This window comes from Bradyrhizobium sp. SZCCHNR1053 (assembly GCF_032381235.1).
GTDB lineage: Bacteria > Pseudomonadota > Alphaproteobacteria > Rhizobiales > Xanthobacteraceae > Bradyrhizobium.
In genome coordinates this window covers 213,127-228,088 of the sequence record NZ_JAUHJM010000006.1, presented here as the reverse complement: position 1 = coordinate 228,088, position 14,962 = coordinate 213,127, and the positions used below count along the sequence as shown (strand labels likewise).

Annotated in this window: 14 protein-coding genes; 12 read left to right on the top strand and 2 right to left on the bottom strand. The window is 63.7% G+C overall.

Annotated elements, in window-relative coordinates:
• Positions 1–10: 10 nt before the first annotated feature.
• The 10 genes from QX051_RS17245 (at position 11) to QX051_RS17200 (ending at position 11,011) form a co-directional block, all read left to right on the top strand.
• A complete protein-coding gene (locus QX051_RS17245) occupies positions 11–3,763 on the top strand; it encodes a nitrate reductase subunit alpha (RefSeq protein WP_315776937.1) in 3,753 nt (1,250 codons plus the stop codon).
• On the top strand, positions 3,760–5,280 hold the full coding sequence (narH, locus tag QX051_RS17240) for a nitrate reductase subunit beta (protein WP_315776936.1): 1,521 nt from the start codon (positions 3,760–3,762) through the stop codon (positions 5,278–5,280). The genes QX051_RS17245 and narH overlap by 4 nt, the downstream gene beginning before the upstream one ends.
• Positions 5,280–5,990 carry a nitrate reductase molybdenum cofactor assembly chaperone gene (gene narJ, locus QX051_RS17235; protein ID WP_315776935.1) on the top strand — a complete coding sequence of 237 codons (711 nt, stop codon included), beginning with the start codon at positions 5,280–5,282 and terminating at the stop codon, positions 5,988–5,990. Before narH ends, narJ begins: the two co-directional genes overlap by 1 nt.
• 10 nt (positions 5,991–6,000) lie before the next feature.
• Positions 6,001–6,723, top strand: coding sequence for a respiratory nitrate reductase subunit gamma (narI, locus tag QX051_RS17230; protein WP_315714236.1), 723 nt, complete (start codon positions 6,001–6,003; stop codon positions 6,721–6,723).
• A gap of 3 nt (positions 6,724–6,726) precedes the next feature.
• On the top strand, positions 6,727–7,551 hold the full coding sequence (locus tag QX051_RS17225) for a peptidylprolyl isomerase (RefSeq protein ID WP_315776934.1): 825 nt from the start codon (positions 6,727–6,729) through the stop codon (positions 7,549–7,551).
• A gap of 10 nt (positions 7,552–7,561) precedes the next feature.
• Complete coding sequence (locus QX051_RS17220; RefSeq protein WP_315776933.1) at positions 7,562–7,855, top strand: hypothetical protein; 294 nt, start codon at positions 7,562–7,564, stop codon at positions 7,853–7,855.
• A gap of 45 nt (positions 7,856–7,900) precedes the next feature.
• Positions 7,901–8,506, top strand: coding sequence for a DUF2478 domain-containing protein (locus QX051_RS17215; protein WP_315776932.1), 606 nt, complete (start codon positions 7,901–7,903; stop codon positions 8,504–8,506).
• 336 nt (positions 8,507–8,842) lie between these two features.
• Positions 8,843–10,180, top strand: a complete 1,338-nt coding sequence (locus tag QX051_RS17210) for a hypothetical protein (protein ID WP_315776930.1) — start codon at positions 8,843–8,845, stop codon at positions 10,178–10,180.
• 10 nt (positions 10,181–10,190) lie between these two features.
• The gene (locus QX051_RS17205) at positions 10,191–10,700 is read left to right on the top strand and encodes a DUF2249 domain-containing protein (RefSeq protein ID WP_315776929.1); all 510 of its coding nucleotides are present in this window, start codon (positions 10,191–10,193) and stop codon (positions 10,698–10,700) included.
• A complete protein-coding gene (locus QX051_RS17200) occupies positions 10,697–11,011 on the top strand; it encodes a metal-sulfur cluster assembly factor (RefSeq protein ID WP_315776928.1) in 315 nt (104 codons plus the stop codon). The genes QX051_RS17205 and QX051_RS17200 overlap by 4 nt, the downstream gene beginning before the upstream one ends.
• 139 nt (positions 11,012–11,150) lie before the next feature.
• On the opposite strand, the gene QX051_RS17195 is transcribed toward QX051_RS17200, so the two are convergent.
• Together QX051_RS17195 and QX051_RS17190 are read right to left on the bottom strand one after the other, a co-directional pair.
• On the bottom strand, positions 11,151–11,783 hold the full coding sequence (locus tag QX051_RS17195) for a UbiX family flavin prenyltransferase (RefSeq protein WP_315776927.1): 633 nt from the start codon (positions 11,781–11,783) through the stop codon (positions 11,151–11,153).
• A complete protein-coding gene (locus QX051_RS17190) occupies positions 11,780–13,306 on the bottom strand; it encodes a UbiD family decarboxylase (RefSeq protein WP_315776926.1) in 1,527 nt (508 codons plus the stop codon). The genes QX051_RS17195 and QX051_RS17190 overlap by 4 nt, the downstream gene beginning before the upstream one ends.
• Positions 13,307–13,533: 227 nt before the next feature.
• Between QX051_RS17190 and QX051_RS17185 the strand changes: the two genes are divergently transcribed.
• Both QX051_RS17185 and QX051_RS17180 read left to right on the top strand, forming a co-directional pair.
• Positions 13,534–13,968 (top strand): SCP2 domain-containing protein, encoded by a 435-nt coding sequence (locus tag QX051_RS17185; protein WP_315776925.1) that lies wholly within the window; start codon positions 13,534–13,536, stop codon positions 13,966–13,968.
• Positions 13,959–14,936 (top strand): peptidase U32 family protein, encoded by a 978-nt coding sequence (locus QX051_RS17180; protein WP_315776924.1) that lies wholly within the window; start codon positions 13,959–13,961, stop codon positions 14,934–14,936. The genes QX051_RS17185 and QX051_RS17180 overlap by 10 nt, the downstream gene beginning before the upstream one ends.
• Positions 14,937–14,962: the final 26 nt, after the last annotated feature.

The following is a 14,962-nucleotide window of genomic DNA, read 5'->3' as shown; positions in this document are numbered from 1 at the left end:
GACGTAAACGATGAGCCATTTTCTCGATAGGCTGACCTTCTTCACCCGGGCCAAGGAGGAGTTCGCAGGCGGACACGGCGTGACGACGACCGAGGACCGTTCCTGGGAGGAGGGCTATCGCAAGCGCTGGCAGCACGACAAGATCGTGCGCTCGACGCATGGTGTGAACTGCACCGGCTCCTGCTCGTGGAAGGTCTACGTCAAGGGCGGCATCGTCACCTGGGAGACCCAGCAGACCGACTACCCCCGGACGCGCCCTGATCTTCCCAATCATGAGCCGCGCGGCTGCGCCCGCGGCGCGAGCTACAGCTGGTACCTCTATTCCGGAAACCGGGTGAAATATCCGCTGGTGCGCTCGCGGCTGCTCAGGCTGTGGCGCGAGGCGCGAGCGCGGATGACGCCGGTCGCAGCCTGGAGGTCGATCGTCGAGAATCCGGGCAAGCGCTCGGACTATGTGCAGAAGCGCGGACTGGGCGGCTTCGTGCGGGCGAGTTGGGCCGAGGTCAATGAGCTGATCGCGGCAGCCAATGCCTATACGGTCAGAGCCCATGGTCCGGACCGCGTGTTCGGATTCTCGCCGATCCCGGCGATGTCCATGGTGAGCTACGCGGCCGGCGCGCGCTATCTGTCGCTGCTCGGCGGCGTCTGCATGTCGTTCTACGATTGGTATTGCGACCTGCCGCCGGCCTCGCCACAGACCTGGGGCGAGCAGACCGACGTACCTGAAAGCGCGGACTGGTACAATTCAGGCTTCCTGATGCTGTGGGGCTCCAACGTGCCACAGACGCGTACGCCGGATGCGCATTTCTATACTGAGGTTCGTTACAAGGGGGCCAAGAGCGTCGTTGTCTGCCCGGATTATTCCGAGGCCGCGAAATTCGCCGATCTCTGGTTGTCGCCGAAGCAGGGCACCGACGCGGCGCTCGCGATGGCGATGGGTCACGTGATCCTCAAGGAGTTTCACATCGACCGGCAGACGCCATACTTCAACGACTATGTGCGCCAGTATACGGATATGCCATTTCTGGTGCGGCTGGTGAGATCCGAGGGACGGCTCGTTCCTGAGCGGTTCGTGCGCGCCTCGGATTTCGCCACATCGCTCGACGAGGCCAACAATCCCGAATGGAAGACCGTCGCCTATGATGAGATCAGCGGGGCCATTGTCGTGCCCAAGGGATCGGTCGGCTTCCGCTGGGGCGAAAAAGGCAAGTGGAGCCTGGAAGAGAAGAGCTCGGCGAACAACGACACTCGGCTGCGGCTGTCTCTGGCCGGCATCGAGGACGACATCGCGCCGGTGGGGTTCCCCTATTTCGGCAACCGTCAGCACGATCACTTCAGCGGCACCAATCATCCGGATGTGCTGACCCGCAACGTGCCGGTGAAGCGACTTCGTCTTGCCGATGGTGAGGCGGTCGTGGCCACTGTCTTTGATTTGTTCGCCGCCAATTATGGCGTCGATCGCGGCTTCGGCGGCGACCACCTCGGCAGGAGCTACGACGATCTGGAACCGTACACTCCGGCATGGGCCGAGGCGATCTGCGGCGTGCCGCGCGGCCAGATCATCGCGGTTGCCCGCGAGTTTGCCTCGAATGCGTCCAAGACCCGGGGGCGCTCGATGGTCATCGTCGGGGCCGGTCTGAACCACTGGTACCATATGGACATGAACTATCGCGGCATCATCAATATGCTGGTGATGTGCGGCTGTGTCGGCCAGTCCGGCGGTGGCTGGTCGCATTATGTGGGTCAGGAAAAGCTGCGGCCGCAGTCGGGCTGGACGCCGCTCGCCTTTGCGCTCGATTGGGGGCGCCCGCCGAGGCAGATGAATTCGACTTCGGCGTTTTACGCTCACACCGACCAATGGCGTTACGAGACGGTCAATGTCAGCGAGATTCTCTCACCGACCGCACCGGCCGGTTCTTGGGACGGAGCGCTGATCGACTACAATGTCCGCGCGGAGCGCATGGGATGGCTGCCGTCCGCGCCGCAACTGCAGGCCAATCCGATCGAGGTATCGAAGCGCTCCGCCGCCGCCGGCCTGGAGCCGAAGGACTACGTCGCTAAGGCCTTGAAGTCGGGGGAGCTGAAGCTCTCCTGCGAGGATCCCGATCATCCGAAGAACTGGCCCCGCAACCTCTTCGTCTGGCGCTCCAACCTGCTCGGCGCCTCAGGCAAGGGCCACGAATATTTCCTCAAGCATCTGCTCGGCACCAAGCATGGCGTGATCGGCAAGGATCTTGGCGACCAGGGCCACAATAGACCGGTCGAGGTCACTTGGCACGAAGAGGCCCCGGAAGGAAAGCTCGATCTGCTGGTCACGCTCGACTTCCGGATGTCGACCACATGCATGTACTCGGACGTCGTGCTGCCGACGGCCACTTGGTACGAGAAGAACGACCTCAATACGTCCGACATGCATCCCTTCATCCATCCGCTCTCGGCGGCGATCGATCCGGTGTGGGAATCGCGCAGCGATTGGGACATCTACAAGGGGATCGCGGAGGCCTTCTCCAGGGTCGCGCCCGAAGTGCTCGGGGTCGAGAAGGACGTCGTGCTGACCCCGATCATGCATGACAGTCCGGGCGAAATCGCGCAGGCGTTCGACGTCAAGGACTGGAAGCAGGGCGAGATCGATCCGATCCCCGGCAAGACCATGCCGGCGGTCACGGTGGTCGAACGTGACTATCCGAATCTCTACAAGCGCTTCACCTCGCTTGGACCGTTGATGAACAAGCTCGGCAATGGCGGCAAGGGGATGGCCTGGAACACCGACCATGAGGTCGAACTCCTGAAGCGCCTCAACGGCGTCGTCGCTGACGACGGGCCGACCCAGGGGCTGGCTCGCATCGACAGTGCGGTCGACGCTTGCGAGGTGATCCTCAGCCTGGCGCCGGAAACCAATGGCGAGGTCGCAGTCAAGGCGTGGTCGTCCCTGGAGCAATTCACCGGCCGCGACCATGCTCATCTCGCCATTCCGAAGGAGGATGAGAAGATCCGGTTCCGCGACGTCGTCGCGCAGCCGCGCAAGATCATCTCGTCGCCGATCTGGTCGGGGCTCGAGTCGGAGAAGGTCTGCTACAACGCCGGCTACACCAATGTCCACGAGCTGATCCCGTGGCGGACGCTGACCGGCAGGCAGCAGCTCTATCAGGATCACCTATGGATGAGGGCCTTCGGCGAGGGCTTCTGCGTCTATCGGCCGCCGATCGATACCAAGACCGTCAAGCCGGTGATCGATCGCAAGCCGAATGGCAATGCGTCCGTCATCCTGAACTTCATTACGCCCCATCAGAAGTGGGGCATCCACTCCACCTATACCGACAATCTCCTGATGCTGACCCTGTCGCGCGGCGGTCCCATCGTGTGGATCAGCGAGATCGACGCAAAGGCTGCCGGTATCGCCGACAATGACTGGATCGAGGCCTACAACACCAATGGCGCGCTGGTTGCGCGCGCTGTGGTCTCGCAGCGGGTCAAGCAGGGCATGTGCATGATGTATCATGCTCAGGAGAAGATCGTGAACGTGCCGGGCTCCGAGCAGACGGGGCTGCGCGGCGGCATCCACAATTCGGTGACGCGTGTCGTTCCGAAGCCGACGCACATGATCGGGGGCTACGCTCAGCAGGCCTATGGCTTCAACTACTACGGCACGGTCGGCGCCAACCGCGACGAGTTCGTCATCGTCCGGAAGATGTCGAAGATTGATTGGCTGGACCAGCCGACTGCTGACCGGTCGGCCACGACTCCCTCGGAGGCTGCAGAATGAAGATCCGTGCTCAGATCGCAATGGTGCTCAATCTCGACAAGTGCATCGGCTGCCACACGTGCAGCGTGACCTGCAAGAACGTCTGGACCAGCCGCGAGGGGATGGAATACGCGTGGTTCAACAACGTCGAGACCAAACCGGGCGTTGGCTATCCCAAGGATTGGGAGAACCAGTCCCGCTGGAAGGGAGGCTGGTCGCGCAATCGCGACGGGTCGATCCAGCCGCGGATCGGCGGCAAGTGGCGGGTTCTGGCGAATATCTTCGCTAATCCCGACCTCCCCGAGATCGATGACTACTACGAGCCATTCACGTTCGACTATCAGCACCTGCAAAGTGCGCCCGAGGCATCTGCGATGCCGACGGCACGGCCGCGCTCGCTGGTGTCCGGGGAGCGGATGGAAAAGATCGAGTGGGGGCCGAACTGGGAAGAGATCCTGGGCGGCGAATTCGCCAAGCGCTCTCAGGACATCAATTTCGACGGCGTGCAGAAGGAGATCTACGGCCAGTTCGAGAACACCTTCATGATGTATCTGCCGCGGCTGTGCGAGCATTGCCTCAATCCGGCATGCGTCGCATCCTGCCCGTCCGGTGCGATCTACAAGCGCGAGGAGGACGGCATCGTCCTCATCGATCAGGACAAGTGCCGCGGCTGGAGAATGTGCGTCTCCGGCTGTCCATACAAGAAGATCTATTATAACTGGTCCTCGGGAAAATCGGAGAAGTGCATCTTCTGCTATCCTCGGATCGAGGCAGGGCAGCCGACCGTGTGCTCCGAGACCTGTGTCGGGCGCATTCGCTATCTCGGTGTCGTGCTGTATGACGCGGACCGCATCGCAGAGGCCGCGGCCAAGCCAGACGAGGGCGATCTCTACCAGGCCCAGCTCGACATCTTTCTCGATCCGAACGATCCGAGCGTGCTTGCGGAAGCCGAGCGCCAGGGCATCCCTCATGCATGGCTGGAGGCGGCGATACGGTCGCCGATCTGGAAGATGGCGATGGAATGGAAGGTCGCCTTCCCCTTGCACCCGGAATATCGGACCCTGCCGATGGTCTGGTATGTGCCGCCGCTGTCGCCGATCACGTCGGCGGCCTCGTTCGGCAAGATCGGGCACGATGGCGAGATGCCCGACGTCAAATCCTTGCGCATTCCGATGCGGTACCTCGCCAATCTGCTGACTGCGGGCGACGAGAAGCCGGTGACGCTGGCGCTCGAGCGAATGCTGGCCATGCGTGCCTATATGCGGGCCAAGACCATCGATGGCGTGGTCGACGAGGCGATCGCGAGGCGCGTCGGCCTGAGCGGCCCGCAGATCGACGACATGTACCACATCATGGCGATCGCCAACTACGAGGACCGCTTCGTGATCCCGACCGCGCACCGCGAGCTCGGTGCCGACGCGTTTGATATCCGCGGCTCCTGCGGCTTCTCGTTCGGCAACGGCTGCTCCGGGGGCGAAAGCGAAGTCAACCTGTTCGGATCGCCGCGTAAGGCCAAGAACCCGATGGAGGTCGCCTGATGAAGACGTTCAAGGTGCTGTCGGCACTGCTGAACTATCCGAGCGGGGAAATGATCACGGCTATCCCGGAGCTCGCGTGGGTGCTCGACCAGGAAGGCCTCGTCCAGCCTGGCATTCGCCGGGAGCTCGATGTGCTGCTGCAGGAGATCGCCACGGGCGACGTCTACGACCTGCAGGAGCGCTACGGCCTGCTGTTCGATCGCAGCAAGACCCTGGCGCTGCATCTGTTCGAGCACGTCCATGGCGAAGGCCGCGACCGCGGCCAGGCCATGGTCGACCTGCGGGCCATGTATGACCGTGCGAACCTCGTCATCGCCGGCAACGAGCTGCCGGATTATCTGCCGCTGTTCCTCGAATTCCTCGCCACCCGGGAGCTTGCGGACGCGCGCGAGTTGCTTGGCCAGACCAGCCACATCATCGCCGCGCTCGCGGAACGACTGGGGCGTCGGCAGTCGAGCTATAGGGCGGTGTTCGATGCGCTGCTCCAGATCGCCGCGGAGCAGCCCCGCGCGGAGATCGTCGATGAGCTGCTGAAGGCGGCGGACGTGGATCCGATGGACCTGCACGCGCTCGACGCGGCCTGGGAGGATGAAGAGGTCAGGTTTGGCCCGGGAGGGGGCGACCAGGCAGCCTGTGGGCACGACAATCTGATCGCAAAACTGCGCCACGCCAAACGTGCGGTCAACGCGCCGCCGTCACAGTTGCAATGAGGGATTGGCCATGCAAACGCTCAATGCCATCGTCTTCGGCTGGTATCCCTATCTCTGCCTGACAGTCTTTCTGGTCGGCAGTCTGATTCGGTTCGACCGCGAGCAATACACGTGGCGCTCAGGCTCGAGTCAGCTGCTTCGGCGGCGCCAATTGATCTGGGGCTCGAACCTTTTCCATGTTGGGATCCTCTTCATTTTTGCGGGTCATTTCGTCGGGCTGCTGACGCCGATCTGGGTGTTTGACATGCTCGGCGTGTCCCACGGCTTCAAGCAGATGCTCGCGATCGTCGCCGGTGGCGGCGCCGGACTGATGTGTCTGGTCGGCATTTCACTCCTCGCGCATCGCAGGCTTTTCGATCCCAGGATTCGCGCGACGTCGTCTTTTGCTGACACGGGTATCCTTCTGGTGCTGTTCGTCCAGCTGCTGCTTGGCTTGGCGACCATCCCCGTGTCGCTCGGTCATCTCGATGGTCATGAAATGGTCAAGTTCATGGCCTGGGCGCAGGGCATTCTCACGTTGCAGCCCGGAATCGCCGCCAACATTGTCGACGTCCATCCGATCTTCAAGGCGCATCTGGTCCTGGGAATGACCATCTTCCTGCTCTTCCCCTTCACCCGCCTGGTCCACATCTGGAGTGCGCCGGTGTGGTATCTCGGCCGCCGCGGCTATCAGGTGGTGCGCAGCCGCGACGGGCGCCGTCATCTTGTGCAACCAATTCAGCCCGCGGAGTAGCCGATGGACTGTTCATTGGGCGCGGCGCTTCCAAAGCCGAAGCCGGTCAGTGTGAACGGGGTCGTGATCGAACGCGACGTCATTGCCCGGGAAGTTCAGAACCATCCGTCGGACAAGCCGATCCTCGCCTGGCAAGCGGCGGCGCGCGCGCTTGCGGTGCGCGAATTGCTGAGACAGGAGGTCAGGCGGCTCGGCATAACGGCCGCTCCCCTGCGCGATGCCGAAGGTCGCAGCGAAACCGAGGAAGAGGCGGCGATGCGGGCGCTGATCGCGCGTGAGGTTCTGATACACGAGCCGGACGAATCGACGTGCCGTCGCTTCTACGATCAGAACAGGCAGCGGTTCCTGGTCGGAGAACTCTACGAAGCGTCTCACATCCTGCTGATCGCGCCGAGCAGCGATTCGCTGGCTCGGTCGGCTGCGCGAGACGAGGGGCGGACGATCGTGGAGGCCGTGCAGAGAAGCCCGGAACTGTTCGAGACCATCGCGCGCGATCGCTCCGGTTGCAGGGTCTCGGCGGAGAATGGTGGCAGGCTCGGGCAGCTGTCGCGTGGGCAGACGACCGCAGAGTTCGACGCCGCGCTGGCCCGGATGTCGGTTGGAGAGGTCGGTCTGATTGAGACACGCTTTGGTATCCATGTCGTGCGCCTCGACCGACGGGCCCTCGGACAAGTCCTGCCGTTCGACATGGCAAGGGCGCGCATTTCGCAATATCTCACCGAGCGTGTGCGGCATCAGGCGCTCGCGCAATATGTAGCCAATCTGGCAGGCCGCGCCGAGATCGTTGGCGTGACGTTGCCGGCGCCGCAATCGGTACTGCCGCAGTAGGGGGGCGATCATGCTGCTCGGGGATCTCATTCACGATCTCAGTGACGACGCGAAGTCGAGTGCGGTGTTGCAGGGGTGTGGCGACCTCACGCTCCTGGTGCGCATCAGCTCTGTCGCGGATCGCCTTGGCGAGGATGTCGGTGAGTATGCGTCGGCTGCTGTCCGGCGCTTTGCAAATCTCGCAGAGAATGAGGATTGGCTCGGGTTGATGAGCGCTATCGACCGCGCCGCCGACCCCGCGATCGTCTGTCTGACCTCCATGATCAAGTGGTCGCTGCAGAGGGATGAAATCGATCACTCCTAGAACGGATCCACCGCAGGCTATCCGTGCTGGAGGGGCGGGCTAAAAATGTCGAAGCGTCAAATTGATGTTGGGATTCGCATGCACGATGAGATAGTAGAGAAAGTCGGCGTTGCGGCCGCGCCGCTCGTGGCGCTCGTATACGACGACGGGAAATATCCCTACGAGACGTTCGATCACCTCGTGGATCGCTCGCGTCGAGCGCGATTGAAGGTCGCCGGCGCACTGCAGCGAAGGCTGTTCCTCGACGAAAATCGCAGGTGCGACGTCCTGCTTGAGGAGCTCGACACGGCAAATCAAACCCCGATCTTCGAGGATCGTGGATCGGGAGCGACAGGTTGCCGGCTGGATGAATCGGCGCTGGCAGAGGTGACAGTTCGAGTCGTCGCCAGCCTGGATGCGCGTCCAAACATCCTGGTGTTGAACAAATTTGGTAAGGCAGAGTGCGGGGGAGGCGGAACGCTTGATCTGATTGCCCGCGCGTTGGACCTTGCGATACCGACGATTGTCGGCGTGCCGCGCAGCAATATCGATGCCTGGAGAGGTTTCGCCGGAGATATGGGGGTTGAGCTCGAAGCCCGCGGAGACGTGGAGCGGTGGCTGGAAAGTGTTCGGCAGGATCGAACTATAGACTCAACCAGCCAGCTGCGCTGATTGCGATTGCGAGCAATCGAGGGGGCGGGGGACACAGAACTGCCAAGCCAGACCCCCGAAGATATCTGCCGGCTGACATGGATGTTCCTCGACGCGACAGGGAGTCCGTCGGTCGAGCTGGAGTGGTCATCACGACCCTGATGACGCAGAATGTTGCGCTCCGACAAAGAATGGCCGGTCGGGCCAGTTTAGCATCTTTCCGATCGCCGGGGATCGTATGGCGCAAGCTCATTGTTCGCGTCCCCTTGGCTGCGTTCCTCCGGGCGCCACGGCAACTGCCGAATGATGCATCGTCGTCGCGAGTGCTGCGTCCGCGATCAAGAACTGGAGCCGCTCATGATTGGGGCGAAAATCTCGCGCTGGACGATGAGCTATTTCGCGGCAGCGCTGGGGTGGCTGCTCGTTGCATTGGCAATGCTGGTCGGCGGACTCGGTTACCCCACCGCAGAGCTCGGTGCTCCCGATACGCTTGTCGTTGTGCATGCGGTCTGTATCGGTTGGCTCAGTCTCTCGGTATGCGGCGCCTTGTTCCAGTTCGTTCCCGTTCTCGTCGCAAGGCCGCTCCCCTTCGACAAATGGGCCTTGCCGGCCTTGTTCCTCATCAACGTCGGTCTGGTCTGCTTGATATTGGGTTTCCTCTCACTGGCCGGACGAATTGCCCCAGCCGTTTGGCTTCTGCCGGCCGGCAGCGTGGTGCTCGGCGCGGGTCTGGCGATGGTCGCGCTCGATCTGGGCCTGACTCTCTTCAGCCAGCCGAAGGGATCTGCTCTATTTGTCATCGCCGGACTTGGCGCGTTATGCGCAACTGTCGCGCTCGGCGCCGCGTTCGCGTTTGCCCTCGCCGGATCGGCGGGCGCCTTCGGCGACGCGCTCCTGGCCGCGGCGATTCCGATCCATGCGATTGCCGGGCTGGGAGGCTGGCTGACCCTGACCGCCATGGGGGTGAGCTATCGCCTGCTGGCCATGTTCATGCTCTCGGCGGACCTCGGCGAGCGACAGAGCACATCCGCGCTGAAATTCGGTGCGCTCGCGCTATCGGTGGCAGTCGTGGGCGGATTGTTCGCAATCGGCCTCGGGGCCGAGCTCGGAGCCGTGCTCATCCTCGCCGCCGTTCTTGGGGTGATCTCGCTTGCGCTCTATGGACGGGACATCGCGACGATCTATCGCTCCCGCAAACGGCGCCAGCTCGAGCTGAACATGCGGATGGCAACCGTGTCTTTCGCCAATCTGGCGGCGACGGTGACGCTCGGCACCGTCATCATCGTCAGCGGAAAGGTCGGCGTTCATGTCGGCGCGTTCGCGTTCTTGGCCGTGTTCGGCTGGCTGTCTGGTCTCATATTCGCGAAGCTCTACAAGATTGTTGCCTTTCTGACCTGGCTCGAAACCTACGGTCCCGTGATGGGGCGCGCCCCGACGCCACGGGTTCAGGACCTGGCGGTGGAACGTCGGTCCGAGAAGTGGTTCATCATCTATTTTCTAGGCGTCTGGGCGGCGACCATCATGTTGATGATGGGCGAGGGCCAGGCGTTTCGCGGCGCCGCGGCGGTCATGGCCGTGGGCAGTCTTGGAATCATACACGAGCTTGTGCGAGTCCGACGTCTTTCCGATGTTGCGGGCTCCCGGAGGCTTCCGGCCGGAGCCATCGCGCCAAGCCTGTTGTTCGCCAGAAACTAGGAGGAGAGCCATGACCGCGTACATTGACGTCGACGTCCGACCGATTCTCAGGGCCGGAGGCGAACCGTTCTCCATCATCATGGACGCGGTCGACCGGCTTGCGCCAGGCCAGGGTGTGCGGCTGATCGCGAGCTTCAGGCCGGTTCCGCTGCTCTCCGTCATGGCAGGAAAGGGCTTCGCTCACACCGATCGACCGCTCGACGATGGCGACTGGGAAGTGCTGTTTTCGCCGTTGGCTGCCGAGGACGCCGGTCAGGAAGACGCTGGTGCCAGCCTCGCATTCGAGCGATGGCCAGATCCCGTAGTCACGCTCGACAACCGAGAGCTCGACCCACCCGAGCCGATGGTGCGCATCCTTGCGGCCGCGGAGGAGTTGGGCCCTGGAGAGACCTTGTCGGCACTTCTGGGCCGCGAGCCGGTCTTCCTGTTCCCTGAACTTGAGAAGCGTGGCTTTCGCTGGCTCGGCGGGTTTACGCCGGATGGATCGACCTACGAACTGTCGGTGAGGGCTCCGCTATGAGCCGCGATGTCATCGACCGCATCCGCGACGCAATGCGCGTGGTCATCGATCCGGAACTGGGGGAAGACGTGGTCGATCTCGGCTTCATCTATGAGATCACGGCGACGGATGGCGTCGTGCATGTCACGATGACGGCCACAACGCCCGGGTGCCCCGCAACAGGTTTTCTCAAGGAAGGGGTCGCAAGCAGCATTGCGGAGATTGCGGGCGTCGAAGCCGTGGACGTGACGATGACATTCGATCCGCCTTGGACGCCGTCCAGAATTGATCCGGCCGTTCGTGCTGCGCTGGGTTTCGACAACGTCAACTGACCGAACGAAAGCGAAAAGCTGGCAGCGGCTCGGCCGGAGAGACGGCGTCGTTACTCCCGCTCGTCGAAGAACACGTCAACCGTCGTGGACGCCTTCGGCCCATCCCCCGAGTGCGTCTGTCGTGTTCTGTCTTCAAATCCTATCGTCTGTCTTGCTTCCCTATCTCAACAAGGTTGCCTGCTTCGGTCGTCCGGTCTGGAAGCCACTCCCGCGCGTTGGCGTGGAGCCCGGGGACGCCGAGCAGGTTGATCGCGCGACAGGCGATCTGCTCGATGACGTCATCGAGCGACTGGGGCTTCAGGTAGAACGCCGGCATTGGCGGCGCGATGATCGCGCCGATCTCGGTGGCCTGCGTCATCGCTCGGAGATGACCGAGATGCAGCGGGCTCTCCCGCACCAGGAGTATCAGCCGGCGGCGCTCCTTGAGTTGAACGTCGGCGGCGCGGACCAGTAGGTTGTCGAGCTGACCCCAGGCGATCGCCGAGAGGGTGCGGATCGAGCAGGGCGCCACGATCATGCCGGCTGCAGAAAACGAGCCGCTGGCGATGCTCGCGCCGATGTCGGCGACATCATGAGCATGCGCCGCCAGATCGCGCAGCCGCGCCAGGCCGCCCTGGCCGACCTCCTCGTGCAAGGTGCGCATGGCAGCGTCCGACACCACGAGATGGACCGCGCATTGCGGCTGCTCCGCGAGCCGTTCGACGATGCGCGCACCGATCGCGGCGCCCGAGGCGCCGCTGATGCCGACGATGACGTGATGCCGCCCGTTCATGCCGAGGCCGTTCGGTCGGCTATGGCATCGCCGAGGCCGAGGCTCGGCCACATCGCGTCGATGCGCGCGGCTACAGCGGGGTTCATCGCCAGCACCTCGCCCCAGGGGCGTTCGGTCTCGACCCCGAGCTTGGTTGTGGCGTCGATGCCGAGCTTCCCGCCGAGGCCGGATTTTGGCGAGGCGAAGTCGAGGTAGTCGATCGGCGTGTTGGCAAGCGGCAGCAGGTCGCGCGAGGAATCGCAGCGCGTTGCGACGGCCCACATCACCGCGCGCCAGTCGCGGACGTCGATGTCGTGGTCGACCACGATGAGGAGCTTGGTGTAGCTGAACTGCGGCAGCATCGACCACAGGCCGAGCATGATGCGGCGGGCCTGGCCCGGATAGCGCTTCTCGATCGCTACTACGGCGATCCTGTAGGAGCAGGCCTCCGGCGGCAGATAGCAGTCGACGACCTCCGGGAATTGTCGTCGGATCAAGGGGACGAACAGCGTGTTCAGCGCCTCGCCAATTCGAGACGGCTCGTCCGGCGCGCGTCCCGTGAACGTCGACAGATAGAGCGGGCTGCGACGCGTGGTGATCGCGGTGACCTGAAGCACCGGAAAGCTCTCGACGGCGTTGTAGTAGCCGGTGTGATCGCCATAGGGCCCCTCCGGCGCGGTCTCCGTGGCCGACACGATGCCCTCGATCACGATCTCGGCGGCCGCCGGCACCGTCAGGGGCACGGTGAGGCATTCGACCAGCTCGGGACGGTCGCCGCGCAGGATGCCGGCGAAGCGCAGCTCGGAGATGGTCTCGGGCAATGGCAACACGGCGCTGAGGATGGTGGCCGGATCGGCCCCGATCACGACCGCAATCGGCATGTCGCGCCCCTGCGCCTGCCACTGCTGGTGGTGGCGGGCGCCGCCGCGATGGGCGAGCCAGCGCATGATGGCGCGATCGCGGCCGAGCACCTGCATGCGGTAGACGCCGACATTTTCCTGCTCGCCGGCGGACGCGTCCGGCGGCACGGTGATGACGAGCGGCCACGTCAACAGTGGCGCTGGCTCGCCCGGCCAGCAGATCTGGGCCGGCAAGGTGGTCAGGTCGATGTCATCGCCCATCGTGACACGTTCATGCACCGGCGCGGCTGATCGCAGCCTCGGCCGGGTCGACAGTGCTGCGCGTGCCAGCGGCAGCTTCTGCAGCGCTTCCCTGATGTCGCGCGGCGGCTGCGGGGCGCGCAACTCCGCCATCATCTCGCCGAGCTCCGCCAATCGTTCCGGCTGCACGCCCATGCCCCAGGCCACTCGCTCCACGGTGCCGAACAGATTGGTGACGAGCGGCATTGCCGAGAGCGATCCGCATGCCTTGATCGGTCGTTCGAACAGCAGCACGGGCCCTTCGGCGGAGATGACGCGGCGATGGATCTCGGTGATCTCGTGGACGACCGAGACGCTGTCGCGAATGCGTCGCAGCTGTCCCCGCTCGTCGAGAAAGCGCAGGAAATCCGACAGCTCGCGGAAGCGAGGGACATCACGTCGCAACGATAGGCTCCGTTCAAAAAACGCCTCGTAGCTGGAACAATCAGTGTGATCTTTGTTCCGGGTCAAATACTTCCCCCGCCGATCCGGCCAGAGCTTGTGCCATGAGCTCTCTTCAGGACGCGTCTTCGACCTCACTGCCCCTGTTGCCGCCACTGCTCAGGCAGGTGCTGCGTCCGTTGCCGTTGCTGCCCCTGCAGATCGCGCTCGGCGCTTTCCTGCGTGGGCTCTTGCGCCGGCATCCGCATCTGCTCGACCGGCTCGGGTCGCATCGCGGAAAGCGCTTTGGCATCAAGCCGACCGATCTGCCGTTCGCATTCGTGATTCAGGCGGGCCCACAGCAGCCGCAACTCGCGGCGGTGCGCGAGCTGCCCACCGGCCTCGATGCGTCCATCTCCTCGTCGATCGTGAGCCTGTTGGCGCTGGTCGAGGGCCGGCTCGACGGCGACGCGCTGATGTTTTCGCGTCAGCTCGTCATCGAAGGCGATATCGAGGCGGTGCTGGCGCTCCGCAATGCGATCGACGATGCCGGTCTGGATCTGGTCGGCGAGATCGCAGCGCTTTCGGGGCCGTTCGGCGTGCCCGCGCAACGCCTGCTCGCGGCCGCGCGTGACTCGCTGCTGAGATCAACGACGAACGAAAGCGGGATGCGACCATGGAGCTGATCTGTCCGGCAGGGACGCCGGCGGCGCTGAAGAGCGCGGTCGAAGCCGGTGCCGATGCCGTCTATTGCGGCTTCGCCGACGAGACCAATGCCCGCAACTTTCCCGGGCTGAATTTCAGCCGCGAGCAGATGCGCGAAGGAGTAACGTTCGCGCATCGGCGCGGCGCCAAGGTGCTGGTTGCGATCAACACCTTCCCGCGCGCCGGCGCCGTCGAGCTGTGGCGTCGCGCGGTCGACGATGCCGTCGAGGCCGGAGCCGACGCGCTGATCCTTGCCGATGTCGGGCTGATGCACTATGCCGCGCGGCGCCATCCCGAACAGCGACTGCATGTCTCGGTGCAGGCGGCGGCGGCGAATGTCGACGCGATTGCGTTCTATGTCGAGAATTTCGGCGCCCGCCGCGTGGTGCTGCCGCGCGTGCTGAGCGTGCCCGAGATCGCCGATATCACCCGTGAGACGGCATGCGAGACCGAAGTGTTCGTGTTTGGCGGACTATGCGTTATGGCCGAGGGGCGTTGCTCGCTGTCCTCCTACGCCACCGGCAAGTCGCCGAACATGCAGGGGGTATGCTCGCCGGCCAGTGATGTCGTCTATCAGGAGACGATACTGGGCACGACCTCGCGGCTTGGCGCTTTCACAATCAACCGCTTCGGACGCAACGAACCTGCCGGCTATCCAACGCTGTGCAAGGGGCGTTTCTCGACCGCACAGGGCTCTGGCTACATCTTTGAGGATCCGGTCAGCCTCGATGCCACGACCCTGCTCGCAGGCTTGCGCGAAGCCGGCGTCACCGCGCTCAAGATCGAGGGCCGCCAGCGCGGCCGCGCCTATGTCGACGGCGTCGTGCGGCATTTCCGCAGCGTGCTGGCAGCGCTCGATGCCGGCCGGTCCGCCGACGCGTCCGACCTCACGGCGTTCACCGAAGGGCAGGCCACCACGCAGGGCGCCTACCGCAAGACCTGGCGCTAGGACGACATGACAATGGCGGAACAAAG